This is a genomic window from Azohydromonas sediminis, from assembly GCF_003574675.1.
GTDB lineage: Bacteria > Pseudomonadota > Gammaproteobacteria > Burkholderiales > Burkholderiaceae_C > Calidifontimicrobium > Calidifontimicrobium sediminis.
The window spans coordinates 1-26,592 of the sequence record NZ_QOAZ01000022.1; the positions used below are offsets into that span (position 1 = coordinate 1).

Genomic DNA, 26,592 nt, shown 5'->3' on the forward strand with positions numbered 1-26,592 from the left:
CGCCGCACCCTCGTCCCAGCGCACGTGCATGCGCCCGCCCAGCGTGTCCACCACCTGCGGCGCGCCGGCCGCCACTTCGGCCGCCAGGGCCACCTCGCGCATGCGTTGTTTGCTCTCACCCATCGGGTGAGTGTGCCAAGACCCGTCAAAGCCGCGCCAGTGCTCGCTTAGCGCGCGATGACGGACGGTGAACTGCTGGATTCAGGCTGACGCACCACCGACCGGGCGCCGACGCGCGGCGCGCGTCCTCGCGTCAGGCCAGGCCGCGCCGGCGGGCCCAGCGCCACGCGACCGCGATCGCGATGCGGATCGCCTGGCCCTCGTCGCGGCCGCGCTCGAGCAGCGCGTTGGCCACTTCGACCGCCTTCTCGCGCACGGGCCACGGCAGGTGCGTCATCGCCGCCGGCGGGCGCTCGACGGTCCACGGCATCGCGGCGTTTCTCAGGCCATCGCGACGCGCACCGGGATGCGGCGGCGGCCGAACGCGCCTTCGAAGCGGCCGTAGCGCCCGGGCAGCGCGGTCGCGCAGTGCACGCAGCGGCCGGTGTCGTCGAGGTCGTAGCGCAGGATGCGGTGCCAGTCGCGCTCGATCACCGGCTCGCCGCAGCCCGGGCACAGCGTGGTGCCCCCTTCGGCGTCGTGCACGTTGCCGGTGTAGACGTAGCGCAGCCCGGCGTCGAGCGCGATGCGCCGCGCGCGCGTCAGCGTGGCCGCCGGCGTGCGCTGCACGTCGGTCATCTTGTAGTCGGGGTGGAACGCGGTGAAGTGCAGCGGCACGTCGCGGCCGAGGTGGTCGGCGATCCAGCGCGTCATCGCGGCGAGCTCGGCGTCGCTGTCGTTGTGGCCGGGGATCAGCAGCGTCGTGATCTCGAGCCAGCAGCCGGTCTCGTGCACGATGTGCTGCAGCGTGTCGAGCACCGGCGCGAGGTGCGCGCCGGTCTGGCGGAAGTAGAACTCGTCGGTGAAGCCCTTCAGGTCGACGTTGGCGGCGTCCATCTTGCCGAAGAACGCGCGCCGCGGCTGCGCGTGGATGTAGCCCGCCGTCACCGCCACCGTCTTGACGCCGAGGGCGTGGCACGCGTCGGCCGTGTCCATCGCGTACTCGGCGAAGATCACCGGGTCGTTGTACGTGAAGGCCACGCTCGCGCAGCCGGCCTCCTTCGCGACCTGCGCGATGCGCTCGGGACTCGCCTCATCCATCAGGCGGTCCATCTCGCGGCTCTTGCTGATGTCCCAGTTCTGGCAGAACTTGCACGCCAGGTTGCAGCCGGCGGTGCCGAAGCTGAACACGCTCGAGCCGGGCAGGAAATGGTTCAGCGGCTTCTTCTCGATCGGGTCGATGCAGAAGCCCGAGCTGCGCCCGTACGTCGTCAGCACCATCGCGTCGCCTTCACGCGCGCGCACGAAGCACAGCCCGCGCTGGCCGTCGTGCAGCTTGCAGTCGCGCGGGCACAGGTCGCACTGGAGGCGCCCGTCGTCGAGCTGGTGCCACCACTGCGCGGGGTGCGTCGTCTCGACCATGTCGTCTCGTGCATTCATGCGAACGTCGTCTCCCGCGTCTCCTTGAACTTGCGCACCTCGTAGCGGTGCAGCCGCAGGTCGGCGGCCCAGAAGTCGGGGGTGAGCCCCGCCTTGCGCTTGAGCGCACGCAGGAAGTCCTGCGGCCGCTCGAGCTGTTCCCAGACCTGCGGCAGGAAGGTCGCACGCCGGCCGCGCCACTCGAGGATCACGCCGTCGACGTGCGGGCGCAGGCGCTGGTGCGCGTCGGCTTCGTCGCGCACCGGAAGCGGCTGCGCGGCGCCGATCAGCGACACCTCGATCTCGAGCGACGCGACCTCGTGCACCGCCACCGGCGCGAAGCGCGGGTCGCGGAACGCCGCCGCCAGCGCGTTGGCACGCACGTCGTGCTCGAGCGGCCGGTACGGCTCGAGCGAGCCGATGCAGCCGCGCAGCTCGCCGGCGCGGTGCAGCGTCACGAACGTGGCGCCGGGCTGCGCGAGTGCGGCGTGGTGCGGCTCGGCCGCCGTGGGCAGGCCGAACGTGTCGGCGATGGCATTGCGTGCGCGGCGCGTCAGCGCGACGCCGAGCGTGGCGTCGTCGGCCTCGCCTTCGGCGTCGGTCGCGTCGCCCGCCGTGTCGGCGCGCGGCTCGAACGCGACCGCCACATAGCCGACGACGCGCGCGCGGTCGCCGGCGGTGTCGCCGGAGTTGCGCAGGTCGAGCAGCCGTGGCGCGAGTCCGTGGCGCTTCGCCACCCGCAGCGCGCCGGCCAGCGGCGTCGCGCCGCAGGCCTCGTCGTGGTCGAGGTCGTCGTCGAGCGCGAGGATGCGCTGCACCGTCGAGCGGTCGACCGCCTGCGCACGCGCGTAGGGCAGGTAGTGCGACAGGTCCGAGCTGATCACGATCAGCGTCTCGTCGCCGCCCCACAGCCGCTCGATCACCTGCGCGACCGCCCCGGGCGCGACGTGGCCCACCGCCAGCGGCACCAGCGTGAACTCGCCGAGCACGGCCTGCAGGAACGGCAGCTGGACTTCGAGCGCGTGCTCGCCCGCGTGCGCGGCGTCGTGCGCGACGACCTGCGGCAGGTCGGCCAGTGCGTCGATCGCGGCGCGGTCGAGGCGCACCGTGCCCAGCGGCGTCGCGAACGCGTCGACCGTGGGCGCCGCGATGCTGCGCACCGCGACGCGGTGCGTCGGCCCGAGCAGCACGACGCGGCGGATGCGACCGGCCGCGTTCGCGAGCGCCGCGTAGGCGTGCGCCGCCACCGGCCCCGAGTAGACGTAGCCGGCGTGCGGCACGAGCACGATCTTCGGGGTCGTCTTCGGCGGGGCCGCACGCGCGCCCACCTGCGCGAGGTACTGCGCCACCTGGGTGCGCAGCGTGCGCGGGTCGTCGGGGTAGAACAGGCCCGCCACGGCGGCGGGACGGATCGTCTGGGGCATCGGCGGCTCCTCCTGCCCTGGAAGATGGACCCCGGGCGCCCCCCGTCAAGGGGCGACGGTAAAAAGTGGCCTCCGCGGCTTGTCCGAAGTCAAGCCAGCACGCGCCGCAGCCAGCGGTTCAGGTCCTCGACCTCCTCCTGGCAGACGGTGTGCGGGATCGGGTAGTCGTGCCACTCGACGTCGTGGCCGAGCGCGACGAGCGCGTCGCGCGCCGCCGCGCCGCGCGCCAGCGGCACGACGTCGTCGTCGCTGCCGTGCGCGAGAAACACCGGCACCGCGGCGTTGGCCGCGTCGCGCTCGGCGGCCGTCGTGGACGCCAGCGGCAGGTAGCCCGACAGGCCCGCGAGCCCGGCCAGCGGCAGCGGGCAGCGCAGCCCGGCGAGCAGCGTCATCGCGCAGCCCTGCGAGAAGCCCATCAGCACGATGCGCCGCGGCTCGATGCCGCGCGCGACTTCGCGCTCGATCAACGCCTGCACCAGCGCGTGCGAGGCGCGCAGCCCGGCCTCGTCCTCGCGCGCGCTGCGCTGGCCGAGGTCGTCGGCGAGGATGTCGTACCACGCGCGCATCGGGAAGCCGCCGTTGATCGTCACCGCGCGCACCGGCGCGTGCGGCAGCACGAAGCGCACCGCACCGACGCTGCCCAGGTCGAGCATCTGCGCGACGGGCACGAAGTCGGTGCCGTCGGCGCCGAGCCCGTGCAGCACGATGACGCTGGCGGTCGGGTCGTCGCCGCTGGCGAGTTCGAGGCCCTCGAGCGGCGCCGGCGGCGCGTCGGGGTCGTCGTCGAGGTCGTCGGGGTTGCGGTCGGGGTCGCGCGGGTCGCTGGCGTTCATCCGCGGCATCGTACCCGCACGCTCACTCGGGCACGACGGCGGTGACCTCGATCTCGACCTTCGCGCGGTCCTCGATCAGCGCCGCGACGACGACGGCCGTCATCGCGATCGCGTAGTCGCCGATCACCTCGCGGAACGCGGCGCCCACTTCGCGGGCGCGCGCGAGGTACTCGCGCTTGTCGGTGAGGTACCACGTCATGCGCGTGATGTGGCGTGTCTCGGCGCCGGCCTGCGCGAGCACGGCGACGACGTTGGCCAGCGCCTGCCGCACCTGCGCGACGAAGTCGTCGCTGGCGAAGCGCTGCTCGGCGTCCCAGCCGATCATGCCGGCGACGAACACCTGCCGGCCGCGCGCGGCCACCCCGTTCGCGTAGCCCTTCGGCGTCGCCCAGCCGGGCGGTTGCAGGACGGTCTTCATGCGGTCTCCAGGTAGGGTTGCATCGCGGCGCGCAGATCGTCGGGGATCGGCTGCGGGCGGTGGGTGGCCAGCGACGTGCACACCAGCACCTGCCGCACGCGCAGCCGCAGCTCGCCGCCACCGTGGAACTCGTGGTGCAGCTGCAGCGAGCTGCGCCCGAGGTGGCGCACCGCGAGACACTGCGCGAGCTGCTCGCCGTGGCGGCTGATCGCGGTGAAGTCGGCCTCGAGCCGCACCGTGGGCAGCCCGGTGCGGCGCGCGCCGATGACTTCGGCGTACGGTACGCCGAGCCCCTCGTCGAACCACTGCTCGACCAGCGTGTTGACCATCACGAGGTACTGCGGGAAGAACACGATGCCCGCCGGGTCGCAGTCGGCGAAGCGCACCGTGCGCGTGGCCTCGAAGCGCATCAGCCGCCGTCGCGCAGCTTGAAGCGCTGCAGCTTGCCCGTTTCGGTGCGCGGCAGGCTCGCTCGGAACTCGACCGCGCGCGGGTACTTGTACGGTGCGATCGTGCGCTTGACGAAGTCCTGCAGCTCGGCCGCCATCGCGGGGCCGGGCTCGTGGCCCGGCTTGAGCACGACGAAGGCCTTGACGATCTGCCCGCGCTCGGCGTCGGGCACGCCGATCACGCCGCATTCGGCCACCGCCGGGTGCAGCAGCAGCGCGCCCTCGACCTCGGGGCCGGCGATGTTGTAGCCGCCGCTGATGATCATGTCGTCGGTGCGCGCCTGGTAGACGAACTGGCCGTCGTCGTCGATCAGGTACGCGTCGCCGGTGACGTTCCAGCCGTGCTGCACGTAGACCTTCTGCCGCTCGTCGGCCAGGTACCGGCAGCCGGTGGGGCCCTTGACCGCGAGCCGGCCGACCTGCCCCTTCGGCAGCGGCCGGCCCTCGTCGTCGAGCACGCAGGCCTGGTAGCCGGGCACCGGCAGGCCGGTGGCACCGGGCCGGGCGTGCGCCTCGTCGGCCGAGATGAAGATGTGCAGCATCTCGGTCGAGCCGATGCCGTCGATCATCTCGATGCCGGTCGCCTCCTTCCACAGCGCGCGGGTGGCTGCCGGCAGCGCCTCGCCCGCCGAGACGCACTTGCGCAGGCTCGACAGGTCGTGCTCCTTCGCGTGCACGGCCATCGCGCGGTACGCGGTCGGCGACGTGAAGACGATGCTCGCGCGGTACTCGGCAATCGCCGGCAGCAGCGCCTCGGGCGTGGCCTTCTCGAGCAGCACCGTGCTCGCGCCGACGGCCAGCGGGAACAGCAGCAGCCCGCCGAGCCCGAACGTGAACGCCAGCGGCGGACTGCCGATGAAGACGTCGTCCGCGCGGGGCCGCAGCACGTGCGGCGGCCAGCAGGCGCACGCGGCCATCACGTCGCGGTGGAAGTGCATCGTGCCCTTGGGCACGCCGGTGGTGCCCGACGTGAACGCGATCAGCACCGTGTCGTCGGCCGCGGTGGGCACGTCGGCGAACGTCGGCGGCTTGCCGGCCATGCGCGCCTCGAGCTCGTCGGGCGCGTCGTGCGGGCCGTAGTGCAGCACGCGCTCGAGCGTCGGGCACTGCGCCTGCGTCGCGGCGAGCTCGTCGGCCAGGCGCCGGTCGCACAGCGCGTGGCTGACCTGCGCCTTGTCGACGATCGTCGTCAGCTCGCGCGCGCGCAGCAGCGGCATCGTGCCGACTGCGATGCCGCCGGCCTTGACGACGCCGAGCCAGCACGCGGCGAGCATCGGCGAGTTGGCCCCGCGCAGCAGCACGCGGTTGCCGGGCACGAGCTTCATGTCCTCGACGAGCACACGCGCGACGCGGTTGGCCTGCGCGAGCAGCTCGGCATACGTCCAGCGCAGCCCGCCGGCCCCGAGGATCGCGGTGCGCGCGCCCTCGCCGCGCTGCACCCAGCGGTCGAGCAGCTCGGTCGCGCAGTTGAGCTGCGGCGGGAACTGCAGCTCGGGCCGGTCGAACACGAACTCGGGCCACTGGTCGCGCGGCGGCAGATGGTCGCGGGCGAAGGTGTCGACGTGGGCGCTGCGGGTCATGGCGGCATCCGGCTGACGGTGGGGCGACGGCATTTACTTTACCTCTAAACTTTTTAGTCGCAAAATAGTTCCATGCGCACGCGACGCTTGTGGGACCTCTCGCCGCCGGTGCACGCCGGCTCGCCGGTGTTCCCGGGCGACGCGCCGTACCGGCAGCAGTGGGCGATGACGCTCGGCCCCGGCTGCCCGGTCAACGTCTCGACGATCTCGCTGTCGCCGCACACCGGCGCGCACGCCGATGCGCCGCTGCACTACGACGCCATGGGCGCCGCCGCCGGCGCACTCGACCTCGAGCCGTACCTCGGCCGCTGCCGCGTGATCCACGCCGTCGGCGTGCGCCTGGTCGAATGGCGGCACCTCGAGCACGCGCTCGCCGACCTGCCGCCGCGCGTGCTCGTGCGCACCTACGCGCGCGCGCCGCTCGACCGCTGGGACCCCGCGCTCCCCGCGTACGCGCCCGAGACGGTCGAGCGTCTCGCCGACGCCGGCGTGCAGCTGATCGGCATCGACAGCGCGAGCATCGACCCGGCCGACAGCAAGACGCTCGCGAGCCACCACGTGATCCGCCGCCGGAACCTGCGCGTGCTCGAGAACCTCGCGCTCGACGACGTGCCCGAAGGCGACTACGAACTGATCGCGCTGCCGCTCAAGCTCGTCGAGGCCGACGCCTCGCCGGTGCGCGCGGTGCTGCGCGAGCTCTAGGAAGGCCCGATGACGACCCGTGACCACTGCCTCGCGCTCGACGCAGGCGACCCGCTGGCGCCGCTGCGCGAACAGTTCGCATTGCCCGCCGGCACGATCTACCTCGACGGCAACTCGCTCGGCGTGCTGCCGAAGGCCACGCCGGCGCGCGTGCAGCAGGTCGTCGCCGACGAGTGGGGCCGCGACCTGATCACGAGCTGGAACAAGGCGGGCTGGATCACGCTGCCGCAGCGCGTCGGCGACAAGATTGCGCGGCTGGTCGGCGCCGGGCCGGGCGAGCTCGTCGTCGCCGACTCGACGTCGGCCAACCTGTTCAAGGTGCTGAGCGCCGCCCTCGCGATCCAGCACGCCGAGGCGCCGCGGCGCACGCGCATCGTCAGCGAGCGGGGCAACTTCCCGACCGACCTCTACATCGCCGAGTCGCTCGCGCGCCAGCACGGCGCCGAGCTCGTGCTCGTCGACGATGCGCACGCCCTGCCGGCCTGCCTCGACGAGCGCTGCGCGGTGCTGATGCTCACGCAGGTCGACTACCGAAGCGGCCGCCTGCACGACATGGCGGCGCTCACGCGCGCCGCGCACGACGCCGGTGCGCTCACCGTGTGGGACCTCGCGCACTCGGCCGGCGCGCTGCCGGTGGACCTCCAAGGCGCCGACGCCGACTTCGCCGTCGGCTGCGGCTACAAGTACCTCAACGGCGGCCCCGGCGCGCCGGCCTTCGTGTGGGTGCACCCGCGCCACGTCGAGCGTTTCTGGCAGCCGCTGGCGGGCTGGATCGGCCACGCGGCGCCGTTCGACTTCACGCCCGGCTACCGGCCGGCGCCGGGCATCGCGCGCTACCTCGTCGGCACGCCGCCGATCCTGTCGCTCGCCGCGCTCGAGTGCGGCGTCGACACCGTGCTCGCTGCCGAGCCGTTCGGCGGCATGGCGGCGCTGCGCGCGAAGTCGCTCGCGCTGACGCGGCTGTTCATCGAATTGGTCGAGGCGCGCTGCGCGGGCCACGGGCTCGAGCTCGTGACGCCGCGCGACGAGGCGCTGCGCGGCAGCCAGGTCAGCTGGCGGCGCGCCGACGGCGGCTACGCGATCGTGCAGGCGCTGATCGCGCGCGGCGTCGTCGGCGACTTCCGGGCGCCGGACGTGATGCGCTTCGGCTTCACGCCGCTGTACACGCGCTTCGCCGACGTCTGGGACGCCGTCGAGCACCTGCGTGCCGTGCTCGACGGCGGCGAGTGGCGCCGCCCCGAGTTCAACCAGCGCAGCACGGTGACGTGACATGAGCGGATGCCCCTTCGGCCACGGCGGCGACGACGCACCGCCGCCTGCGCCCGCCGCGACGCCGGCGGTCGAACACCACGGCGCCAAGCTCGACTTCAGCGCCGACATGAGCTATGGCGACTACCTGCACCTCGACCAGGTACTGAACGCCCAGCACCCGCTGAGCCCGGGCCACGACGAGATGCTGTTCATCGTGCAGCACCAGACCAGCGAGCTGTGGATGAAGCTGATGCTGCACGAACTCGGCGCGGCGATCCGCGCGATCGCCGCCGACGAGCTGCCGCCGGCGTTCAAGATGCTCGCGCGCGTGAGCCGCATCATGGAGCAGCTCGTCCACGCGTGGGACGTGCTGGCGACGATGACGCCGCCCGAGTACAGCGCGATCCGCGCCTACCTCGCGAACTCGAGCGGCTTCCAGAGCTGGCAGTACCGCTGCATCGAGTTCCGCTTGGGCAACAAGAACGCCGCGATGCTCAGGCCCCACGCGCACCGCCCCGACCTGCTCGCGCACGTCGAGGCCGCGTACCGCGCGCCGAGCCTGTACGACGAGAGCCTGCGCCTGCTCGCGCGCCGCGGCCTGCCGGTGCCGGCGAGCCACGTCGAGCGCGACTGGACGCAGCCCTACGTCGCCAGCGACGAGGTCGAAGCGGCGTGGCTGCAGGTCTACCGCGACCCGCAGCACCACTGGGACCTGTACCAGCTCGGCGAGGAGCTCACCGACCTCGAGGACGCGTTTCGCCTCTGGCGCTTCCGTCACATGACGACCGTCGAGCGCGTGATCGGCTTCAAGCGCGGCACCGGCGGCACGAGCGGCGTGGCCTACCTGCGGCGGATGCTCGACACGGTGCTGTTCCCCGAGATCTGGAAACTGCGCACCGACCTGTGACGGCGGCCGGCGCCGCGCGGACGCGGCAGCGCGCTCAGCCCACGACCAGCCGCGCCGTCGCCGGCGTCGCCGCCTCGACGCGGCCGATGGGCGCCGCCGCGTCGAAGCCGTGGCGGCGGAACACCGCGAGCACCTTGTCGACGGCACCCGGCGCGCACGACACGAGCAGCCCGCCGCTGGTCTGCGGGTCGGTCAGCAGCGCGCGATCGGGCGCGGCGAAGTCGGCGGCCAGCGCGACGTCGTGGCCGTAGCCGGCCCAGTTGCGCGCCGACGCGCCCGTCACGAAACCCTGCGCCGCCAGCTCGCGCACGCCGGGCAGCAGCGGCACCGCGGCCCAGTCGATGTGCAGCGTGCAGCCCGCGCCGCGCGCGATCTCGAGCGCGTGGCCCGCGAGCCCGAAGCCGGTGACGTCGGTCATCGCGTGCACGCCGTCGAGCGCGGCGAGTTCCGGCCCCGGCGTGTTCAGCCGCGTCGTCGTCGCGATCATCTGCGCATAGCCGGCGTCGCCGAGCGCATCCTTCTTCAGCGCCGCGCTCATCACGCCGACGCCCAGCGGCTTGCCGAGCACGAGCACGTCGCCGGGCTTCGCGTCGGCGTTGCGCTTGACGCGCTTCGGGTGCACGAGGCCGAGCGCGACCAGACCATAGATCGCCTCGACCGAGTCGATCGTGTGGCCCCCCGCGATCGGGATGCCCGCCTCGCGCGCGACGCTGGCCCCGCCTTCGAGGATGCGCGCGATCGTCGCCGTGCTCAGCACGCTGATCGGCATGCCCACCAGCGCCAGCGCCATGATCGGCCGCCCGCCCATCGCGTAGACGTCGCTGATCGCGTTGGTGGCGGCGATGCGGCCGAAGTCGTACGGGTCGTCGACGATCGGCATGAAGAAGTCGGTGGTGGCCACGAGCGCCTGCTCGTCGTTGAGCCGGTAGACGGCGGCGTCGTCGGCCGTCTCGATGCCCACCAGCAATTCCTTCGGCACCGGCGTGGCCGCGGTGCCCTGGAGGATGTCGGCGAGCACGCCGGGGGCGATCTTGCAGCCGCAGCCGCCGCCGTGCGACAGCGACGTCAGGCGGGGCTCGGCGGTGCGTGCGGGGGCATTGTTCATTGCGGCGGGGTTCCGTTCGGCAGGCGGCGTCGGCTGCGGCGTCACGGGGTCGCGCCGTGCGCGGCGCATGCACCCGGCGGCGCGACACGCGCACCGCCTCGCTGACGCGGCCGCGAGGATAGCGGCAGCCCTGCCCACCTGCACGCCGGTGCGCGCAGCCCACGGTGGCGCCGTGCGCGGACCGGCGCGCGGCAACGGCATCGCACGGGCCGCCGCCGCCGCGGTTGACGCAGCGCAAACCCGCTGCGATCCGGCGACGCCCTCGTTCTTCCGGACGATGCGCCCGCGCGGTGCCATCGTTCCGTTGCCGCGGCCAGGCTGACCGACGGCAGGATGGGCAACGCCACGCCCGCGGGCCACAGTGAGGGCCGTCCACGAACGGAGCGAACCCCATGGCCGCCCAAGCCACCCCGATCCCCCGCCAGGCCTGGTCGGTGCTGATCGTCAGCACCTGGGCCTTCACCGTGTGCTTCATGGTGTGGATGATGTTCGGCGTCATCGGCATCCCGATCAAGCAGCAGCTCGGCCTGAACGCGACCGAGTTCGGCCTGCTGACCGCCACGCCGGTGCTCACCGGCTCGCTGGTGCGCGTGCCGCTGGGCATCTGGACCGACAAGTACGGCGGGCGCATCGTGATGACGGTGCTGATGGCGGTCACGGTGCCGGCGATCTGGCTGATGGCCTATGCCACCGAGTTCTGGCACTTCCTCGTCATCGGCCTGTTCGTCGGGCTGGCGGGCGGCTCGTTCTCGGTCGGCACGCCATACGTCGCGCGCTGGTTCCCGCCGAACCGCCGCGGCATGGCGATGGGCGTGTACGGCGCTGGCAACTCGGGCGCGGCGGTCAACAAGTTCGTCGCCCCGGCGATCGTCGTCGCCTTCGGCTGGACGATGGTGCCGCAGGTCTACGCCGCGATCATGGCCGGCACGGTCATCCTGTTCTGGCTCTTCAGCGCGAGCGACCCGGGCCACCTCGTGCCATCGAGCACCCGCTTCGTCGACCAGCTGAAGATGCTGAAAGACCCGAAGGTGCTCAAGTACTGCCAGTACTACAGCATCGTCTTCGGCGGCTACGTCGCGCTGGCGCTGTGGATGGTGCAGTACTACGTCGGCGAGTACGGGCTGGACATCCGCGTCGCCGCGCTGCTGGCGGCGGCGTTCTCGCTGCCCGGCGGCGTGCTGCGCGCGATCGGCGGGGTGCTGTCGGACCGGTATGGCGCGCACCGCGTGACGTGGTGGGTGCTGTGGGTCAGCTGGATCTGCCTGTTCCTGCTCAGCTACCCGCAGACGCAGTTCACGATCCTCACCGTCGACGGCCCGAAGACGTTCCACATCGGCCTGAACGTCTACCTGTTCACGCTGCTGATGTTCGTGCTCGGCATCGCGTGGGCCTTCGGCAAGGCGAGCGTCTTCAAGTACATCGGCGACGACTACCCGCACAACATCGGCACCGTCAGCGGCATCGTCGGTCTGGCCGGTGGTCTCGGCGGCTTCGTGCTGCCGATCATGTTCGGCGCGCTGATGGACCTCACCGGCATCCGCTCGAGCGCCTTCATGCTGATGTACGGCGTGGTCTGGGTCTCGCTGATCTGGATGTACTGGACCGAGGTGCGCAAGACCGAGGTCATGGGCGACAAGGCGCCGCCGTCGCCGCTCGCGGCCCTGCGCTGAGAGACCCCCCGGCGAGCCCGCAACGAACGAGGAATGCACATGTCCGCAAGCAACACGACACCGGCGCCGCGCGCGTCCGGCACCTGGCTGCAGCGCTGGGAGCCCGAGAACGAGCAGTTCTGGAACAGCGGCGGCTCGGCGCTCGCGTGGCGCACGCTCACGATCACGACGCTGAACCTGACGATGGCCTTCATGGCCTGGTTCCTCGTGTCGGCGCTCGTCGTGCGGCTGCCGCAGATCGGCTTCAAGTTCACGCCGACCGAGCTATTCTGGCTCGCCGCGATGCCGGGGCTGGCCGGCGGCACGCTGCGCCTCGTGCACATGTTCCTGACGCCGATGTTCGGCACGCGGCACGTCGTCAGCCTGTCGACGCTGTCGCTGCTGGTGCCGCTGGTGGGCTGGTTCTACGCGGTGCAGAACCCCGCGACGCCGTACTGGGTGCTGCTCGTGCTGGCCTTCCTCGCCGGGCTGGGCGGCGGCAACTTCTCGTCGTTCATGCCGTCGACGAGCCTGTTCTTCCCGAAACGGCTGCAGGGCACGGCGCTCGCGATCCAGGCCGGTATCGGCAACTTCGGCGTCTCGATCGTGCAGTTCGTGACGCCGTGGGTGATCGGCTTCTCGCTGCTCGGCGGCGCGGCCTTCATGGGCGAGAGCCAGACGATGACCAAGGCCGGCGTGCAGAGCCAGGTGTGGCTGCAGAACGCGCCGGCGGTGATGATCCCCTTCGTCGTCGTGTTCGGCATCAGCGCGCGGCTGATGCTGAAGTCGGTGCCGATCAAGGCCAACTTCGCGCAGCAGTTCGACATCTTCCGCTCGCGCCACACGTGGTCGATGACGTCGCTGTACATCATGACGTTCGGCGCGTTCTCGGGCCTGTCGGCGACGTTCCCGCTGCTGATCCGCCAGATCTACGGCGGCTTCGAGGGTGCGCCCGACCCGCTGGCCTGGGCCTTCTACGGGCCGCTGGTGGGCTCGGCGTCGCGCGTGATCGCCGGGCCGCTGTCGGACAAGCTCGGCGGTGCGCGCGTCACGCACTGGGCGGCGCTGGGCATGCTCGGCGCGACGCTGTGGGTCACGACGCTGACGTCGCCGACCGGGCTCGACAGCTTCCCGCTGTTCGTCGCCGGGATGCTGACGCTGTTCTTCTTCGCCGGCATCGGCAACGCGTCGACGTTCAAGCAGATGCCGATGCTGTTCGAGCCGCGGCAGGCCGGCGGCGTGATCGGCTTCACCGGCGCGATCGCGGCCTACGGCCCGTTCATCTTCGGGATGCTGTTCGCGTGGTCGTTCGCGACCTTCAAGTCGGCCACACCGATCTTCTACGGGCTCGCGGCGTTCTTCGCCTTCAACGCCGCGCTGAACTGGTGGATGTACGCGCGCCGCGGCGCGGCCAACCCCTGCTGAGGCCCCGCCCGCACACCGACGGCCATGGCTGCGACGCACGTCATCGCGCACTGGGACCCGGAAGACGCCGGGTTCTGGGCGGCGCGCGGCCAGCGCATCGCCGCGCGCAACCTGTGGCTGTCAGTCGCGACGCTGACGCTGTCGTTCGCGGTGTGGATGCTGTGGTCGGCGCTCGTCGTGTACCTGGGCGCGGCGGGATTTCGCTACTCGACGAACCAGCTGTTCTGGCTCGCGGCGCTGCCCGCGCTCAGCGGCGCGACGCTGCGCATCGTCTACAGCTTCGCCGTGCCGGTGTTCGGCGGGCGGCGCTGGGCGGCGTGGTCGACCGCGAGCCTGCTGCTGCCGGCGCTCGGCGTGGGCCTCGCGGTGCGCAACCCCGACACGCCGTACGAAGTGATGCTCGGCCTGGCGCTGCTGTGCGGGCTGGGCGGCGGCAACTTCGCGAGCACGATGGCGCACGTCAGCTTCCTCTATCCGCGCTCGCGCAAGGGCTACGCGCTCGGCATCGCCGCGGGTCTCGGACACCTGGGCGTGCCGCTCGTGCAGTTCGTCGTGCCGGTCGTCGTCACGACGGGCGTGTTCGGCGCGCTCGGCGGGGCGCCGCAGACGACGCCGCAGGGGCAGACGCTGTGGCTGCAGAACGCCGGCTTCGTCTGGGTGCCGCTGATCGCGGCCAGCGCACTGGCCGCGTGGTGGGGCATGAACGACCTGGCCGACGTGCGCGCGCGCTTCGCTGAGCAGGTCGTGATCTTCCGGCGGCGCCACAACTGGCTGATGAGCTGGCTGTACCTCGGCACGTTCGGCAGCTTCATCGGCTACGCGGCCGGTTTCCCGCTGCTGGCGCACAGCCAGTTCCCCGACGCGACCGTGACGCACGCGGCATGGCTCGGGCCGCTGCTCGGTGCGCTCGCGCGTCCGCTGGGCGGTGCGCTCGCCGACCGCCTCGGCGGCGGGCGCGTCACGCTGTGGAGCTTCGTCGCGATGGCCGCCGGCGTGGTCGCGGTGCTGCTGTGCCTGCCCGGCGACGCACGGGCCGGTTCGTTCGCCGGCTTCGTCGCCAGCTTCCTCGTGCTGTTCGTGGCCTCGGGCATCGGCAACGGCAGCACGTTCCGCATGATTCCGCTGATCTTCCTCGCCGAGCGCCAGCGCGCGGCCGCCACGACGCCGGCGGCGCAGGCGCAGGCACAGCGCGAGGGCAGCCGCGAGGGTGCCGCGGTGCTCGGCTTCGCGAGTGCGATCGCCGCCTACGGCGGCTTCTTCATCCCGAAGAGCTACGGCTCGTCGATCGCGCTGACCGGCGGGCCCGAGGTGGCGCTCGTCGCCTTCGTCGTCTTCTACCTGACCTGCATCGCGATCACGTGGTGGTTCTACGCCCGCCCGCTCGCGCCCCTGCCCTGCTGAAAGGACCTGCGACCATGAGTCACTTTCTCGACCGCCTGCTGCACTTCTCGCTGCCCAAGGAGGCGTTCGCCAACGGGCACGGCGTCGTCACCGGCGAAGACCGCACCTGGGAAGACGCCTACCGCAACCGCTGGGCGCACGACAAGATCGTGCGCAGCACGCACGGCGTCAACTGCACCGGCAGCTGCAGCTGGAAGATCTACGTCAAGGGCGGCATCGTCGCGTGGGAGACGCAGCAGACCGACTACCCGCGCACGCGCGCCGACCTGCCCAACCACGAGCCGCGCGGCTGCGCACGCGGCGCGAGCTACAGCTGGTACCTCTACAGCGCCAACCGGCTGAAGTACCCGATGGTGCGCGGGCGGCTGCTCGAGCGCTGGCGCGCGGCGCTGAAGGCGCACCGCGACCCGGTCGACGCGTGGGCCAGCATCGTCGAGGACCCCGCCGCGCGCCGCGACTACCAGCAGGTGCGCGGCATGGGCGGCTTTGTCCGCTCGACCTGGGACGAGGTCAACCAGCTGATCGCGGCGGCCAACGTCTACACGATCAAGACCCATGGCCCCGACCGGGTGATCGGCTTCTCGCCCATCCCGGCGATGAGCATGGTCAGCTACGCGGCGGGCTCGCGCTATCTGTCGCTGATCGGCGGCGTGTGCATGAGCTTCTACGACTGGTACTGCGACCTGCCGCCGGCGAGCCCGCAGATCTGGGGCGAACAGACCGACGTGCCCGAGAGCGCCGACTGGTACAACTCGACGTACCTGATCGCCTGGGGCTCGAACGTGCCGCAGACGCGCACGCCCGACGCGCACTTCTTCACCGAGGTGCGCTACAAGGGCGCGAAGACGGTCGCGGTGACGCCCGACTACTCCGAGGTCGCCAAGCTGGCCGACCTGTGGCTGCACCCCAAGCAGGGCACCGACGCGGCGCTCGCGATGGCGATGGGCCACGTCGCGCTCAAGGAGTTCTACTTCGACAAGCGGTCGGCATACTTCGACGACTACGCCCGCCGCTACACCGACCTGCCGATGCTCGTGCTGCTCGACGAGCGCACGCTGCCCGACGGCTCGACGGTGCTCACGCCCGGGCGCTACCTGCGCGCGAGCGACTTCAACGGCAAGCTCGGCCAGACGAACAACCCCGAGTGGAAGACCGTCGCGTTCGACACCACCGGCCGCGCCGTGCTGCCCAACGGCTCGATCGGCTTCCGCTGGGGCCCCGAGGGCCGCGCCGACGCCGGCAAGTGGAACCTCGAGGCCAAGGAGGCGCGGCACGGCGCCGACGTCAAGCTCAAGCTGTCGGTGCTCGAGGACGGCGCGCAGGCGCACGAAATCGTCGACGTGACGCTGCTGTACTTCGCCGGCGCCGACGTGCCGCACTTCCCGAGCAGCAAGCGCGACGGCAACCTGCACCGCGTGCGCGTGCCCGCCGTGCGGCTGCGGCTGGGCAAGGCCGGTGAAGCACGCCACGCGCTGGTGGCCACCGTGTTCGACCTGCAGGCCGCGCAGTACGGCATCGACCGCGGCCTGGGCAGCGGCGCGAAGGACTACGACGACGACTACCCCTACACGCCGGCGTGGCAGGAGAGGATCACCGGCGTGCCGCGCGACCAGGTCGTCACCGTCGCGCGCCAGTTCGCCGACAACGCCGACCGGACGCACGGCAAGTCGATGATCATCATCGGCGCGGCGATGAACCACTGGTACCACGCCGACATGAACTACCGCGGCGTGATCAACCTGCTGATGCTGTGCGGCTGCGTCGGCCAGAGCGGCGGCGGCTGGGCGCACTACGTCGGCCAGGAGAAGCTGCGCCCGCAGACCGGCTGGCTGCCGCTGGCGTTCGCGCTCGACTGGATCCGCCCGCCGCGGCAGCAGAACAGCACGAGCTTCTTCTACGCGCACACCGACCAGTGGCGCTACGAGAAGCTCGGCGTCGACGAGATCCTGTCGCCGCTCGCGGACCGCTCGAAGTTCGGCGGCAGCCTGATCGACTACAACGTGCGCGCCGAGCGCATGGGCTGGCTGCCCTCAGCGCCGCAACTCAAGACCAACCCGCTGCAGGTCGTGCGCGACGCGCAGGCCGCCGGCCTCGACCCGAAGGACTACGTCGTCAAGGCGCTGAAGGACGGCACGCTGCAGATGAGCTGCGAAGACCCCGACGCGCCGCAGAACTGGCCGCGCAACCTGTTCGTCTGGCGCTCGAACCTGCTCGGCTCGAGCGGCAAGGGCCACGAGTACTTCTGCCGCCACCTGCTCGGCACCGAAAGCGGCATCCAGGGCAAGGACCTGGGTGCCGACGGCGCCAAGCCGACCGAGGTCGCGTGGCACGACCGCGCGCCCGAAGGCAAGCTCGACCTGCTCGTCACGCTCGACTTCCGCATGAGCACGACGTGCCTGTACAGCGACGTCGTGCTGCCCACCGCGAGCTGGTACGAGAAGAACGACCTCAACACCAGCGACATGCACCCCTTCATCCACCCGCTTTCGGCCGCCGTCGACCCGGTGTGGCAAAGCCGCAGCGACTGGGAGATCTACAAGGGCTTCGCGAAGGCGTTCAGCGAGGTCTGTGTCGGACACCTCGGCGTCGAGAAGGACGTGGTGCTCACGCCGCTGATGCACGACACGCCCGCCGAGCTCGCGCAGCCGCTCGACGTCAAGGATTGGAAGAAGGGCGAGTGCGAGCTGATCCCGGGCAAGACGGCGCCGCAGATCACCGTCGTCGAGCGCGACTACCCCGGCGTGTTCAAGCGCTTCACGTCGCTCGGGCCGCTGATGGAGAAGGTCGGCAACGGCGGCAAGGGCATCGCGTGGAACACCGCCACCGAAGTCGCACAGCTGCGCGAGCTCAACGGCACCGACGCCGAGGGCCGCGCGCGCATCGTCAGCGACATCGACGCCTGCGAGGTCGTGCTGCAGCTCGCGCCCGAGACCAACGGCCACGTCGCGGTCAAGGCCTGGGAGGCGCTGTCCAAGGCCACCGGGCGCGAGCACGCGCACCTGGCGCTGCACCGCGAGGACGAGAAGATCCGCTTCCGTGACATCCAGGCGCAGCCGCGCAAGATCATCAGCTCGCCGACGTGGAGCGGGCTGGAGAGCGAGAAAGTCTCGTACAACGCCGGCTACACCAACGTCCACGAGCTGATCCCGTGGCGCACCCTCAGCGGCCGCCAGCAGTTCTATCAGGACCACCCGTGGATGCGAGCGTTCGGCGAGGCGATGTCGAGCTACCGCCCGCCGGTGGACCTGAAGACGACGTCGGGCATCCACGGCGTCAAGCCCAACGGCAACCCCGAGATCCTGCTGAACTTCATCACGCCGCACCAGAAGTGGGGCATCCACAGCACCTACTCGGACAACCTGATCATGCTCACGCTCAACCGCGGCGGGCCGGTGATCTGGCTGTCGGAGGTCGACGCGAAGAAGGCCGGCATCGAGGACAACGACTGGGTCGAGCTGTTCAACATCAACGGCGCGATCGCCGCGCGCGCGGTGGTCAGCCAGCGCGTCAACCCCGGCATGACGCTGATGTACCACGCGCAGGAAAAGATCATCAACACGCCGGGCTCGGAGATCACCGGCGTGCGCGGCGGCATCCACAACAGCGTCACGCGCATCGTCACGAAGCCGACGCACATGATCGGCGGCTACGCGCAGCTCGCCTACGGCTTCAACTACTACGGGACGATCGGCACGAACCGCGACGAGTTCGTCGTCGTGCGCAAGATGGCCAAGGTCGACTGGCTCGACACGCCGCGCGACGACCACCTCGCGAAGGCGTACCAGAGCCAGGGCGAGAACCCCTGAACCGCCACCGGCCGCGAACAAGGAGCATCGAGATGAAAGTGCGCGCACAGATCGGCATGGTGCTGAACCTGGACAAGTGCATCGGCTGCCACACCTGCAGCGTCACCTGCAAGAACGTCTGGACCAGCCGTCCCGGCGTCGAGTACGCCTGGTTCAACAACGTCGAGACCAAGCCCGGCATCGGCTACCCGAAGGAATGGGAGAACCAGGACAAGTGGAACGGCGGCTGGGCCCGCAAGGCCGACGGCACGATCGTGCCGCGCCAGGGCGGCAAGTGGCAGCTGCTGATGAAGATCTTCGCGAACCCGAACCTGCCCGAGATCGACGACTACTACGAGCCGTTCACGTTCGACTACGACCACCTGCACTCGGCGCCCGAGATGCAGCACCAGCCCACCGCGCGGCCGCGCAGCCTGATCACCGGGCTGCGCATGGACAAGATCGAGTGGGGCCCGAACTGGGAGGAGATCCTCGGCGGCGAATTCGCCAAGCGCAGCAAGGACAGGAACTTCGACGACGTCCAGAAGGACATCTACGGCCAGTTCGAGCACACCTTCATGATGTACCTGCCCCGGCTGTGCGAGCACTGCCTGAACCCGGCGTGCGTCGCGAGCTGCCCGTCGGGCTCGATCTACAAGCGCGAGGAAGACGGCATCGTGCTGATCGACCAGGACAAGTGCCGCGGCTGGCGCATGTGCGTCTCGGGCTGCCCGTACAAGAAGATCTACTACAACTGGAAGAGCGGCAAGGCCGAGAAGTGCATCTTCTGCTACCCGCGCATCGAGGCCGGCCAGCCGACCGTGTGCTCGGAGACCTGCGTCGGGCGTATCCGGTATCTGGGCGTGCTGCTGTACGACGCCGACCGCATCGGGCAGGCCGCCGCGGTGACGCGCGACCAGGACCTGTACCAGGCGCAGCTCGACGTCTTCCTCGACCCGCACGACCCGGCCGTGATCGAGCAGGCGCGCCGCGACGGCGTGCCCGAAGCCTGGCTCGAGGCCGCGCGCCACAGCCCCGTCTACAAGATGGCGATGCAGTGGAAGGTCGCGCTGCCGCTGCACCCCGAGTACCGCACGCTGCCGATGGTGTGGTACGTGCCGCCGCTGTCGCCGATCACCGCGGCGGCCAACGCCGGGCACGTCGGCGCCAACGGCGAGATCCCCGACGTCGGCCAGCTGCGCATCCCGGTCAAGTACCTCGCGAACCTGCTGACCGCCGGCGACACGATGCCCGTCGTGCGCGCGCTCGAACGGATGCTCGCGATGCGAGCGTACCAGCGCGCCAAGCACGTCGACGGCACGCCCAATCGCGCGGCGATCGACCAGGTGCAGCTGAGCGTCGAGGACGTCGAGGACATGTACCGGATCATGGCGATCGCCAACTACGAGGACCGCTTCGTGATCCCGAGCACGCACCGCGAGTACGCCGAGAACGCGTTCAACGTGCGCGGCAGCTGCGGCTTCAGCTTCGGCAACGGCTGCTCCGAGGGCGTCACCGAGACGAGCCTGTTCGGCAGCGAGAAGAAGCGCACCATTCCCATCAAGGCGGAGGTCTGACCATGTCGCTGCTCCACGGCACCCCCCGCCGCATGACCCACACGCTGCGCGCGCTCGCGTGGCTGCTGCGCTACCCCGACGCCGAGATGCGCGAGGCGCTGCCAGCGGTGCGCGACGCGCTGCACGACGAGCGCGCGCTGACGTTCGGGCGCCTGGCCGAGCTCGATGCGCTGATCGACGGCCTGCGCGCCCAGACCGGGCTGCGCGCCGAGGCCGAGTACGTCGAGCTGTTCGACCGCGGCCGGCGCACCGCGCTGTACCTGTTCGAGCACGTGCACGGCGACAGCCGCGACCGCGGGCAGGCGATGATCGACCTCGCCCAGACCTACGAGCGCGCCGGCCTGCTGCTCGCGCCCGGCGAACTGCCCGACCACCTGCCGGTCGTGCTCGAGTTCGCGAGCACACAGCCGCCGGCGCAGGCGCGCGAGTTCCTGCGCGAGACCGCGCACATCGTGCGCGCGATCTTCAGTGCGCTGCTCGCGCGCCGCAGCGCCTACGCCAGCGTGCTGGCCGCCGTGCTCGACCTCGCCGGCGAGCGCGCCGAGCGCGTCGAGCTGCCCGACGAGCCGCCGCTCGACGAGGCCTGGACCGAGCCCGAAGCCTTTGGCGGCTGCTCGACGCGCGGCCAGGCGCGGCCGGACCAGCCGCAGCCGATCCACGTCGTGCGCCCCGCGGCCCCGCCGCGCGCCGCCGTGCGCTGACCGCCCCTTCGACGCCCCCACGGAGCCCCGCATGGAAACGCTCTACACCTTCCTCTTCGTCGTCTACCCCTACGTGTGCCTGTCGGTGTTCCTGATGGGCAGCCTGGCACGCTTCGACCGCGACCAGTACACGTGGAAGAGCGACAGCTCGCAGCTGCTGCGCGCGCGCCAGCTCAAGATCGGCAGCAACCTGTTCCACTTCGGCATCCTGTTCCTGTTCTTCGGGCACCTGTTCGGCCAGCTCACGCCGCACTCGGTCTACGAGCTCGTGATGACGGCGCAGCAGAAGCAGCTGCTCGCCGTCGTCGCGGGCGGCATCGCCGGGCTGGTGTGCTTCGTCGGTCTGACGATGCTGCTGCACCGGCGCCTGTTCGACCCGCGCATCCGGCTGACGAGCCACCGCACCGACCTCGCGATCCTGATCATCCTGTGGGTGCAGCTCGCGCTCGGGCTGGCCACGCTGCCCGCGTCGTACGCCCACGTGAAGGACCCGCAGACGATGCTGATCCTGGCCAGCTACCTGCAGGGCATCGCCACCTTCCGCCCCGACGCGACGCCGCTGATGGGCATCGCGTGGCACTACCTGGCGCACATGCTGCTCGGCATGACGATCTTCCTGCTGTTCCCGTTCAGCCGCCTCGTGCACATCTGGAGCGGTTTCGCGACGGTGGCGTACCTGTTCCGGCCGTACCAGGTCGTGCGCTCGCGCCGGCTCAACGTGCCGGCGGGGCAGAACCTGCCGCGCCGCGCGCTGTGACGGGAGACGGCCGATGAACGCCCCCGCGATGCTCCTCGCCCCCCGGCCGTCGGTCAACGGCGTGCCGCTCGCGTCGGACGACGAGGTGCTCGACGCCGCGGCGCTGCGCCAGCGCGCCAGCGTCGAGCTGCTGCGGCAGGCCGCGATCGCGGCCGGCCTGCTGGCCGCCGACGACCCGGCGCCGGTGCGCGGCGCGACGAGCGAGGCCGCGACCGCCGCGATCGAGGCGCTGCTCGACCGCGAGCTCGTGCGGCCCGAGCCGGACGACGAGGCGTGCCGGCGCTACCACGCCGCGAACGCCGCGCGCTTCGCCCGCGGCGAGCGCGCGCGGCTGCGCCACGTGCTGTTCGCGGTGACGCCCGGCGTCGACGTCGGCACTCTGCGCCGCCGCGCCGAGGCGCTGCTGATCGACCTGCGCGCCCGCGCTCCCGGCGAGGCCGACTGCTTCGCCGCGGCGGCGGCGCAGTGGTCGAACTGCCCGAGCGCTCAGGCCGGTGGCGACCTCGGCTGGCTCGGCGCCGAGGACTGCGCGCCCGAGTTCGCGCGCGAGGTCTTCGGCCACCCCGAGGTCGGCGTGCTGCCGCGCCTCGTGCACAGCCGCTTCGGGCTGCACGTCGTCGAGGTGCTCGAGCGCCGGGCGGGCGCGCTGCCGCCCTACGAGGCGGTGCGCGGCGCCGTGCGACGCACCCTCGAGGCGCAGGCCTTCGCGACCGCGCTGCGCCAGTACCTGCAGCGCCTCGCGGGCGCCGCCGACGTGCGCGGCGTCGACCTCGACGCGACGGCCTCGCCGCTCGTGCAGTAGCGGCCGACGGATCTGCGGCGATGCCCGACGAACTGCTCGAGCGGCTGCGGCGCTTCCACGACGACGCGTTCCCGACGCAGCGCTCGCTGTTTCGCCACCTCGTCGACGACGGCCAGCACCCGACGACGCTGTTCATCGGCTGCTCCGACTCGCGCCTCGTGCCGTACCTGCTGACCGGCGCCGGCCCGGGCGAGCTGTTCCTCGTGCGCAACGTCGGCGCGTTCGTGCCGCCCTGGGACCAGTCCGAGGGCTTTCACGGCACGGCCGCCGCGATCGAGTTCGCGGTGCTGAACCTCGAGGTCAGGCGCATCGTCGTCTGCGGCCACAGCCACTGCGGCGCGATCCGCGCGCTGTACGGCGAGGTGCCGCCGCAGGCGCAGAACCTGCGCTGCTGGCTCGAGCTCGGCCGCGAAGCGGCGCTGCCGGTGGCCGAGCCCGGCGCCGAGGCGTTGCGCCGCACCGAGCAGCGCGCCGTCGTGCTGCAGCTCGAGCGGCTGATGGACTACCCGATGGTGCGCGCGCGCGTCGAGGCGCGCACGCTGACGCTGCACGGCTGGCACTACGTGATCGAGGACGGCGAGGTGCACGTGTTCGACATCGGCCGCGGCGGCTTCGTGCCGGCGTCGGCGGCCGACAATGCCGGCACCGCGCCGTACCTGCTCGGCGACCCCGACGACCCGTCGCGCACCCTCGACGCCAGCGGGGTGCCGAGCGCAGGATGAGCCGGCTGCGCGCAGTGCCACGACCCGCGGAGACGACGCGATGACGACGATGCCGCCCGACGACCCGCGCCTCGACGGCGAAGGCTACCTCGTCGATCCCGAGCAGTGGGACGAGACGCTGGCCGAAGCGCTGGCGCGCGCACAGGGTATCGCGCTCGGCGACGACCACTGGTTCGTGATCCGCTTCATGCGCGACTGGTACCACGAGCACCAGGTGTGTGCCGATGCGCGCCACGCGATGAAGCACCTCGAGCAGCGCTACCCCGGCGAGGGCCGCAAGCGCATGTTCGAGCTGTTCCCGTACGGCTACGTCGCGCAGGCGTGCCGCATCGCCGGCATGAAACGCCCGCGCGCGTGGAGCACCGGATGAACGACCGCGGGCACGAGGCGCCGCCCGGCACGCTGCACGCGGCGCCGGCGGCCGGCTTCGAGCAGCCGTTCGAGATGCTGCACGCGTGCCACGAACGCGTGCAGCGCATGCTCGCGCTGCTGCTGCGGCTGGGCGAACACCTGCAGCGCCACGGCGCCGACGCCCAGGCCGCCGATGCCGCGCGCAGCGTGATGCGCTACTTCGACGTCGCCGGCCCGGCGCACCACGCCGACGAGGAACTGCACGTGCTGCCGTGGCTTCGCGCGCATGGACGGCAGGCGCTCGCGCAACGCCTGCACGCCGACCACGAAGCGATGGCCGCGCAGTGGCGCGCGGTTCGCGCGGCCCTCGAGCCGGTGGCGGCCGGTCGCTGGACGGGCGATGCGGCGACGCTCGCCGGCTGGCACGCCTTCGCGCAGAGCTACGCCGAACACATCGCCGTCGAAGAGACGCAGGCCTACCCGCCGGTGGCCGCCGCGCTGGACGCCTCGACCCTCGACGCGATGGGCCGCGAGATGGCCGCCCGCCGACGCCACGCCACTTGACGCCCGTCAAGGTCGGCGCGGGTGCGCCGCCCTAGAGTGCGCGCCACGATGCCCACGTCGCCGCGTCCGCGTTCGCTGTCGGCCAAGCTCGGTGCGATCGGCGCCGTGCTGCTGCTGCTCGCACTCGGCTCGATCGGGCTGACGCTGTGGGTGACCTGGCAGCTCGAAGGCGGCGCGGCCGCGGTCAACGAGGCCGGTCGGCTGCGCATGCAGACCTGGCGGCTGGCGCAGGCGGTGCACGCCGGCGACCCGCAGCGCCTGCACGCGCAGGCGCTGCAGTTCGACGATTCGATCGCACTGCTCGAACGCGGCGACCCGGCGCGCCCGCTGTTCGTGCCGCGCGGCGAGACGACGCGCGCCGCGTTCGAGCGCGTGCGGGCGCACTGGGGCACGGTGCGCGTGGCGTGGCTCGCCCCCGGGGCGCTGCAGCCGGGGGGCGTGGCGGCCGAGGCCGACGCGCTCGTGGCCGACATCGACGCTTTCGTCGGCGCGATCGAGGCGCAGCTGTCGCGCTGGACCGCGGTGCTGACGACGTTCCAGCTCGGCCTGATGGGACTCGCGCTCGCCGGCGGCGTCGCGCTGCTGTACGCGGCGGTGCTGTTCGTCTTCAACCCGCTCGCACGGCTGCAAGCCGGGGTCGAGCAGGTCGAGCAGGGCGACTTCTCGGCGCGCGTGGCCGTCGATGCCGACGACGAGTTCGGCCGGCTGGCGCAGGGCTTCAACCGCATGGCGGCGACGCTGGAAGGCTTCTACCGCGACCTCGAAGCCAAGGTGCGCGAGAAGACCGAGAGCCTGCGCGCCGAGCGCGAGCGCCTGGCCGTGCTCTACGAGGCCAGCGCGTTCGTCGCGACGGCGCCGACGCTCGAGGCGCTGGCGCAGGGCTTCGCGCGCCGGCTGCGCGCCGTCGGCCGCGCCGACGCTGCGCTGCTGCGCTGGCACGACGCCGCGCAGCGCCGCCACGTGCTGCTCGCGTCGGACTGCGTGCCCGCCGAGATGCTCGAGCAGGAGCGCTGCCTGCACGACGGCAGCTGCCACTGCGGGCAGCCCGACGCCGGCGGGCGCGCGCGCGTGATCGCGATCCGCCCGCTCGCGCCCGGCGCCGGCGCGGCGGCGTGCGAGCGCCACGGCTTCGAGCACGTCGTCGTCGTGCCGGTGCGCCTGCACGACCAGACGCTCGGCGAGGTCGACCTGCTGTACCGCGGCAGCGTCGCCGCGTGGTCCGACGCCGACCGTGCGCTGCTCGAGAGCCTGGCCAGCCACCTGGCCAGCGGCATGGAGAGCGTGCGCGCCGCCGCGCTCGAGCGTGAGGCGGTGGTCGCCGAGGAGCGCACGCTGCTCGCGCGCGAGCTGCACGACTCGATCGCGCAGGGCCTGGCGTTCCTGAAGATCCAGCTGCAGCTGCTGCGCGGCGCGCTGCGGCGTGGCGACGCCGCGCAGGTCGAGCGCGCCATCGACGAGCTCGACGCCGGCATCCGCGAGAGCACGGCCGACGTGCGCGAGCTGCTGCTGCACTTCCGCACGCGCACCAACAGCGACGACTTCGTCGCTGCACTGAAGGCGACGCTGCACAAGTTCGAGCACCAGACGGGGCTGCCGGCGCACCTCGAGGTGCACGGCGCCGGCGTGCCGCTGCCGCCCGACGTGCAGGTGCAGCTGCTGCACGTCGTGCAGGAGGCGCTGTCGAACGTGCGCAAGCACGCCGGCGCGAGCGCCGTGTGGCTCGACGTGCGGCAGCAGCCGGCGTGGCGCATCGAAGTGCGCGACGACGGCCGCGGCTTCGACGCCCGTGCGCGCGGCGACGACGAGACGCACGTGGGCCTGCGCATCATGCGCGAGCGCGCCGAGGGCATCGGCGCGTCGGTGCACGTCGATTCGACGCCGGGGCGCGGCACGCGCGTCGTCGTCGCACTGCCCGAGCGCGAGCCGCTGGCGGCCTGATCGTTACCCCTCCCCAGCACGATGGACACCCACGCCGACTCCGGATCGAAGGTGCGCGTGCTCGTCGTCGACGACCACACGCTGTTCCGGCGCGGCCTCGTCGCGCTGCTCGCCGCCGACGGCCGCTTCGAGGTCGTCGGCGAGGCGGCCGACGCCAACGAGGCGCAGCGCGCGGCGGCACAGTGCCGCCCGCAGGTGATCCTGCTCGACAACCACTTGCCCGGGGTCACCGGCGTCGACGCGCTGCCGGCGCTGCGCGCCGCGGCGCCGCAGGCGCGCGTGCTGATGCTGACGGTGAGCGAGGACGAACGCGACCTCGCCGCGGCGCTGCGCGGCGGCGCCGCCGGCTACCTGCTGAAGACCGCCGACAGCGACGAACTCGCGCAGGCCATCGAGCGCGCCGCGCGCGGCGAGGCGAGCTTCAGCGCCGCGATGACACCCAAGCTCGCCGCCGCGTTCGCTGGCGGCGCAGCGGCCGCGCCCGACACGCCGGCCCCGGCCGACGACGACGCGCTGGCCAGCCTGTCGCCGCGCGAGCGCGAGATCCTCGAGCTGATCGCGCGCGGCCACAGCAACAAGGAGATCGCGCGCGCGCTGGCGATCGCCGAGACGACGGTCAAGATCCACGTGCAGCACATCCTGCGCAAGCTCAACCTGAGTTCGCGCGTGCAGGCCGCCGTCGTCGCCGCCTCGCGCCGCAGCGGCTGAGCCGGGCGCGGCGCCGCCGGCCGCG

General features: G+C 72.0%; 24 protein-coding genes. 16 read left to right on the forward strand and 8 right to left on the reverse strand.

The genetic code is table 11. The annotated features are described in order from the left end of the window. Window positions 1-253: 253 nt before the first annotated feature. From DRV96_RS18080 to DRV96_RS11995, 7 genes are all read right to left on the reverse strand, one after another. Window positions 254-430 (reverse strand): hypothetical protein, encoded by a 177-nt coding sequence (locus DRV96_RS18080; RefSeq protein ID WP_162911030.1) that lies wholly within the window; start codon window positions 428-430, stop codon window positions 254-256. A gap of 11 nt (window positions 431-441) precedes the next feature. Next, the gene (gene amrS, locus DRV96_RS11970) at window positions 442-1,539 is read right to left on the reverse strand and encodes an AmmeMemoRadiSam system radical SAM enzyme (RefSeq protein WP_235823378.1); all 1,098 of its coding nucleotides are present in this window, start codon (window positions 1,537-1,539) and stop codon (window positions 442-444) included. After that, complete coding sequence (gene amrB, locus DRV96_RS11975) at window positions 1,536-2,942, reverse strand: AmmeMemoRadiSam system protein B (RefSeq protein ID WP_119291341.1); 1,407 nt, start codon at window positions 2,940-2,942, stop codon at window positions 1,536-1,538. Before amrB ends, amrS begins: the two co-directional genes overlap by 4 nt. 89 nt (window positions 2,943-3,031) lie before the next feature. After that, window positions 3,032-3,775 carry an alpha/beta hydrolase gene (locus DRV96_RS11980; protein ID WP_119291343.1) on the reverse strand — a complete coding sequence of 248 codons (744 nt, stop codon included), beginning with the start codon at window positions 3,773-3,775 and terminating at the stop codon, window positions 3,032-3,034. Between the two features lie 22 nt (window positions 3,776-3,797). Further along, window positions 3,798-4,193 (reverse strand): RidA family protein, encoded by a 396-nt coding sequence (locus tag DRV96_RS11985; protein ID WP_119291345.1) that lies wholly within the window; start codon window positions 4,191-4,193, stop codon window positions 3,798-3,800. Further along, window positions 4,190-4,603, reverse strand: coding sequence for an acyl-CoA thioesterase (locus tag DRV96_RS11990; protein WP_119291347.1), 414 nt, complete (start codon window positions 4,601-4,603; stop codon window positions 4,190-4,192). Before DRV96_RS11990 ends, DRV96_RS11985 begins: the two co-directional genes overlap by 4 nt. Continuing rightward, a complete protein-coding gene (locus DRV96_RS11995) occupies window positions 4,603-6,222 on the reverse strand; it encodes an AMP-binding protein (RefSeq protein ID WP_119291350.1) in 1,620 nt (539 codons plus the stop codon). The genes DRV96_RS11990 and DRV96_RS11995 overlap by 1 nt, the downstream gene beginning before the upstream one ends. Before the next feature lie 72 nt (window positions 6,223-6,294). Here DRV96_RS11995 and kynB point away from each other — a divergent pair, with 72 nt between their 5' ends. The 3 genes from kynB to kynA are packed head-to-tail and all read left to right on the forward strand — an operon-like array spanning window position 6,295 to window position 9,082. Beyond that, on the forward strand, window positions 6,295-6,924 hold the full coding sequence (kynB, locus tag DRV96_RS12000; protein ID WP_119291353.1) for an arylformamidase: 630 nt from the start codon (window positions 6,295-6,297) through the stop codon (window positions 6,922-6,924). Window positions 6,925-6,933: 9 nt separating this feature from the next. Continuing rightward, window positions 6,934-8,193, forward strand: a complete 1,260-nt coding sequence (kynU, locus tag DRV96_RS12005; protein ID WP_119291355.1) for a kynureninase — start codon at window positions 6,934-6,936, stop codon at window positions 8,191-8,193. 1 nt (window position 8,194) lies between these two features. Next, complete coding sequence (gene kynA, locus DRV96_RS12010) at window positions 8,195-9,082, forward strand: tryptophan 2,3-dioxygenase (RefSeq protein WP_119291358.1); 888 nt, start codon at window positions 8,195-8,197, stop codon at window positions 9,080-9,082. A gap of 34 nt (window positions 9,083-9,116) precedes the next feature. On the opposite strand, the gene selD is transcribed toward kynA, so the two are convergent. Beyond that, window positions 9,117-10,187, reverse strand: a complete 1,071-nt coding sequence (selD, locus tag DRV96_RS12015) for a selenide, water dikinase SelD (RefSeq protein WP_119291360.1) — start codon at window positions 10,185-10,187, stop codon at window positions 9,117-9,119. Window positions 10,188-10,579: 392 nt separating this feature from the next. Between selD and DRV96_RS12020 the strand changes: the two genes are divergently transcribed. The 13 genes from DRV96_RS12020 to DRV96_RS12080 are packed head-to-tail and all read left to right on the forward strand — an operon-like array spanning window position 10,580 to window position 26,567. Next, window positions 10,580-11,857: an MFS transporter gene (locus DRV96_RS12020; protein WP_119291363.1), complete on the forward strand. Its 1,278-nt coding sequence runs from the start codon at window positions 10,580-10,582 to the stop codon at window positions 11,855-11,857. 39 nt (window positions 11,858-11,896) lie between these two features. Next, on the forward strand, window positions 11,897-13,261 hold the full coding sequence (locus DRV96_RS12025; protein ID WP_119291452.1) for an MFS transporter: 1,365 nt from the start codon (window positions 11,897-11,899) through the stop codon (window positions 13,259-13,261). A gap of 24 nt (window positions 13,262-13,285) precedes the next feature. Beyond that, complete coding sequence (locus DRV96_RS12030) at window positions 13,286-14,662, forward strand: NarK family nitrate/nitrite MFS transporter (protein WP_119291365.1); 1,377 nt, start codon at window positions 13,286-13,288, stop codon at window positions 14,660-14,662. A 14-nt stretch (window positions 14,663-14,676) separates the two neighbouring features. Further along, complete coding sequence (locus DRV96_RS12035; protein WP_119291367.1) at window positions 14,677-18,468, forward strand: nitrate reductase subunit alpha; 3,792 nt, start codon at window positions 14,677-14,679, stop codon at window positions 18,466-18,468. A 32-nt stretch (window positions 18,469-18,500) separates the two neighbouring features. Then, window positions 18,501-20,024 (forward strand): nitrate reductase subunit beta, encoded by a 1,524-nt coding sequence (narH, locus tag DRV96_RS12040; RefSeq protein ID WP_119291369.1) that lies wholly within the window; start codon window positions 18,501-18,503, stop codon window positions 20,022-20,024. Window positions 20,025-20,026: 2 nt separating this feature from the next. Then, complete coding sequence (narJ, locus tag DRV96_RS12045) at window positions 20,027-20,725, forward strand: nitrate reductase molybdenum cofactor assembly chaperone (protein ID WP_210757034.1); 699 nt, start codon at window positions 20,027-20,029, stop codon at window positions 20,723-20,725. Between the two features lie 31 nt (window positions 20,726-20,756). Beyond that, window positions 20,757-21,482, forward strand: coding sequence for a respiratory nitrate reductase subunit gamma (gene narI, locus DRV96_RS12050; RefSeq protein WP_119291371.1), 726 nt, complete (start codon window positions 20,757-20,759; stop codon window positions 21,480-21,482). 13 nt (window positions 21,483-21,495) lie between these two features. Beyond that, entirely contained in the window at window positions 21,496-22,284 is a 789-nt protein-coding gene (locus tag DRV96_RS12055; protein ID WP_119291374.1) for a peptidylprolyl isomerase, read from the forward strand. Between the two features lie 20 nt (window positions 22,285-22,304). Beyond that, window positions 22,305-23,006: a carbonic anhydrase gene (locus DRV96_RS12060; protein ID WP_119291376.1), complete on the forward strand. Its 702-nt coding sequence runs from the start codon at window positions 22,305-22,307 to the stop codon at window positions 23,004-23,006. A 40-nt stretch (window positions 23,007-23,046) separates the two neighbouring features. After that, the gene (locus DRV96_RS12065) at window positions 23,047-23,376 is read left to right on the forward strand and encodes a TusE/DsrC/DsvC family sulfur relay protein (protein ID WP_210757035.1); all 330 of its coding nucleotides are present in this window, start codon (window positions 23,047-23,049) and stop codon (window positions 23,374-23,376) included. Further along, complete coding sequence (locus DRV96_RS12070) at window positions 23,373-23,921, forward strand: hemerythrin domain-containing protein (RefSeq protein WP_119291378.1); 549 nt, start codon at window positions 23,373-23,375, stop codon at window positions 23,919-23,921. Before DRV96_RS12065 ends, DRV96_RS12070 begins: the two co-directional genes overlap by 4 nt. A gap of 48 nt (window positions 23,922-23,969) precedes the next feature. After that, the gene (locus DRV96_RS12075) at window positions 23,970-25,859 is read left to right on the forward strand and encodes a type IV pili methyl-accepting chemotaxis transducer N-terminal domain-containing protein (RefSeq protein WP_119291458.1); all 1,890 of its coding nucleotides are present in this window, start codon (window positions 23,970-23,972) and stop codon (window positions 25,857-25,859) included. 21 nt (window positions 25,860-25,880) lie between these two features. Next, window positions 25,881-26,567 (forward strand): response regulator, encoded by a 687-nt coding sequence (locus DRV96_RS12080; protein WP_119291381.1) that lies wholly within the window; start codon window positions 25,881-25,883, stop codon window positions 26,565-26,567. Window positions 26,568-26,592 lie beyond the last annotated feature (25 nt).

Bases quoted from the DNA above. Each gene is read 5' to 3' on its own strand.
- DRV96_RS11980 (WP_119291343.1), bottom strand. From the start codon at position 3,775: ATGAACGCCAGCGACCCGCGCGACCCCGACCGCAACCCCGACGACCTC.
- amrB (WP_119291341.1), bottom strand. From the start codon at position 2,942: ATGCCCCAGACGATCCGTCCCGCCGCCGTGGCGGGCCTGTTCTACCCC.
- DRV96_RS12075 (WP_119291458.1), top strand. From the start codon at position 23,970: ATGCCCACGTCGCCGCGTCCGCGTTCGCTGTCGGCCAAGCTCGGTGCG.
- DRV96_RS12030 (WP_119291365.1), top strand. From the start codon at position 13,286: ATGGCTGCGACGCACGTCATCGCGCACTGGGACCCGGAAGACGCCGGG.
- narI (WP_119291371.1), top strand. From the start codon at position 20,757: ATGGAAACGCTCTACACCTTCCTCTTCGTCGTCTACCCCTACGTGTGC.
- DRV96_RS11985 (WP_119291345.1), bottom strand. From the start codon at position 4,193: ATGAAGACCGTCCTGCAACCGCCCGGCTGGGCGACGCCGAAGGGCTAC.
- narH (WP_119291369.1), top strand. From the start codon at position 18,501: ATGAAAGTGCGCGCACAGATCGGCATGGTGCTGAACCTGGACAAGTGC.
- DRV96_RS12025 (WP_119291452.1), top strand. From the start codon at position 11,897: ATGTCCGCAAGCAACACGACACCGGCGCCGCGCGCGTCCGGCACCTGG.
- DRV96_RS18080 (WP_162911030.1), bottom strand. From the start codon at position 430: ATGCCGTGGACCGTCGAGCGCCCGCCGGCGGCGATGACGCACCTGCCG.
- DRV96_RS12020 (WP_119291363.1), top strand. From the start codon at position 10,580: ATGGCCGCCCAAGCCACCCCGATCCCCCGCCAGGCCTGGTCGGTGCTG.
- DRV96_RS11995 (WP_119291350.1), bottom strand. From the start codon at position 6,222: ATGACCCGCAGCGCCCACGTCGACACCTTCGCCCGCGACCATCTGCCG.
- kynA (WP_119291358.1), top strand. From the start codon at position 8,195: ATGAGCGGATGCCCCTTCGGCCACGGCGGCGACGACGCACCGCCGCCT.
- DRV96_RS12035 (WP_119291367.1), top strand. From the start codon at position 14,677: ATGAGTCACTTTCTCGACCGCCTGCTGCACTTCTCGCTGCCCAAGGAG.
- DRV96_RS11990 (WP_119291347.1), bottom strand. From the start codon at position 4,603: ATGCGCTTCGAGGCCACGCGCACGGTGCGCTTCGCCGACTGCGACCCG.
- amrS (WP_235823378.1), bottom strand. From the start codon at position 1,539: ATGAATGCACGAGACGACATGGTCGAGACGACGCACCCCGCGCAGTGG.
- DRV96_RS12055 (WP_119291374.1), top strand. From the start codon at position 21,496: ATGAACGCCCCCGCGATGCTCCTCGCCCCCCGGCCGTCGGTCAACGGC.
- kynB (WP_119291353.1), top strand. From the start codon at position 6,295: ATGCGCACGCGACGCTTGTGGGACCTCTCGCCGCCGGTGCACGCCGGC.
- DRV96_RS12060 (WP_119291376.1), top strand. From the start codon at position 22,305: ATGCCCGACGAACTGCTCGAGCGGCTGCGGCGCTTCCACGACGACGCG.
- DRV96_RS12070 (WP_119291378.1), top strand. From the start codon at position 23,373: ATGAACGACCGCGGGCACGAGGCGCCGCCCGGCACGCTGCACGCGGCG.
- kynU (WP_119291355.1), top strand. From the start codon at position 6,934: ATGACGACCCGTGACCACTGCCTCGCGCTCGACGCAGGCGACCCGCTG.
- DRV96_RS12080 (WP_119291381.1), top strand. From the start codon at position 25,881: ATGGACACCCACGCCGACTCCGGATCGAAGGTGCGCGTGCTCGTCGTC.
- DRV96_RS12065 (WP_210757035.1), top strand. From the start codon at position 23,047: ATGACGACGATGCCGCCCGACGACCCGCGCCTCGACGGCGAAGGCTAC.
- narJ (WP_210757034.1), top strand. From the start codon at position 20,027: ATGTCGCTGCTCCACGGCACCCCCCGCCGCATGACCCACACGCTGCGC.
- selD (WP_119291360.1), bottom strand. From the start codon at position 10,187: ATGAACAATGCCCCCGCACGCACCGCCGAGCCCCGCCTGACGTCGCTG.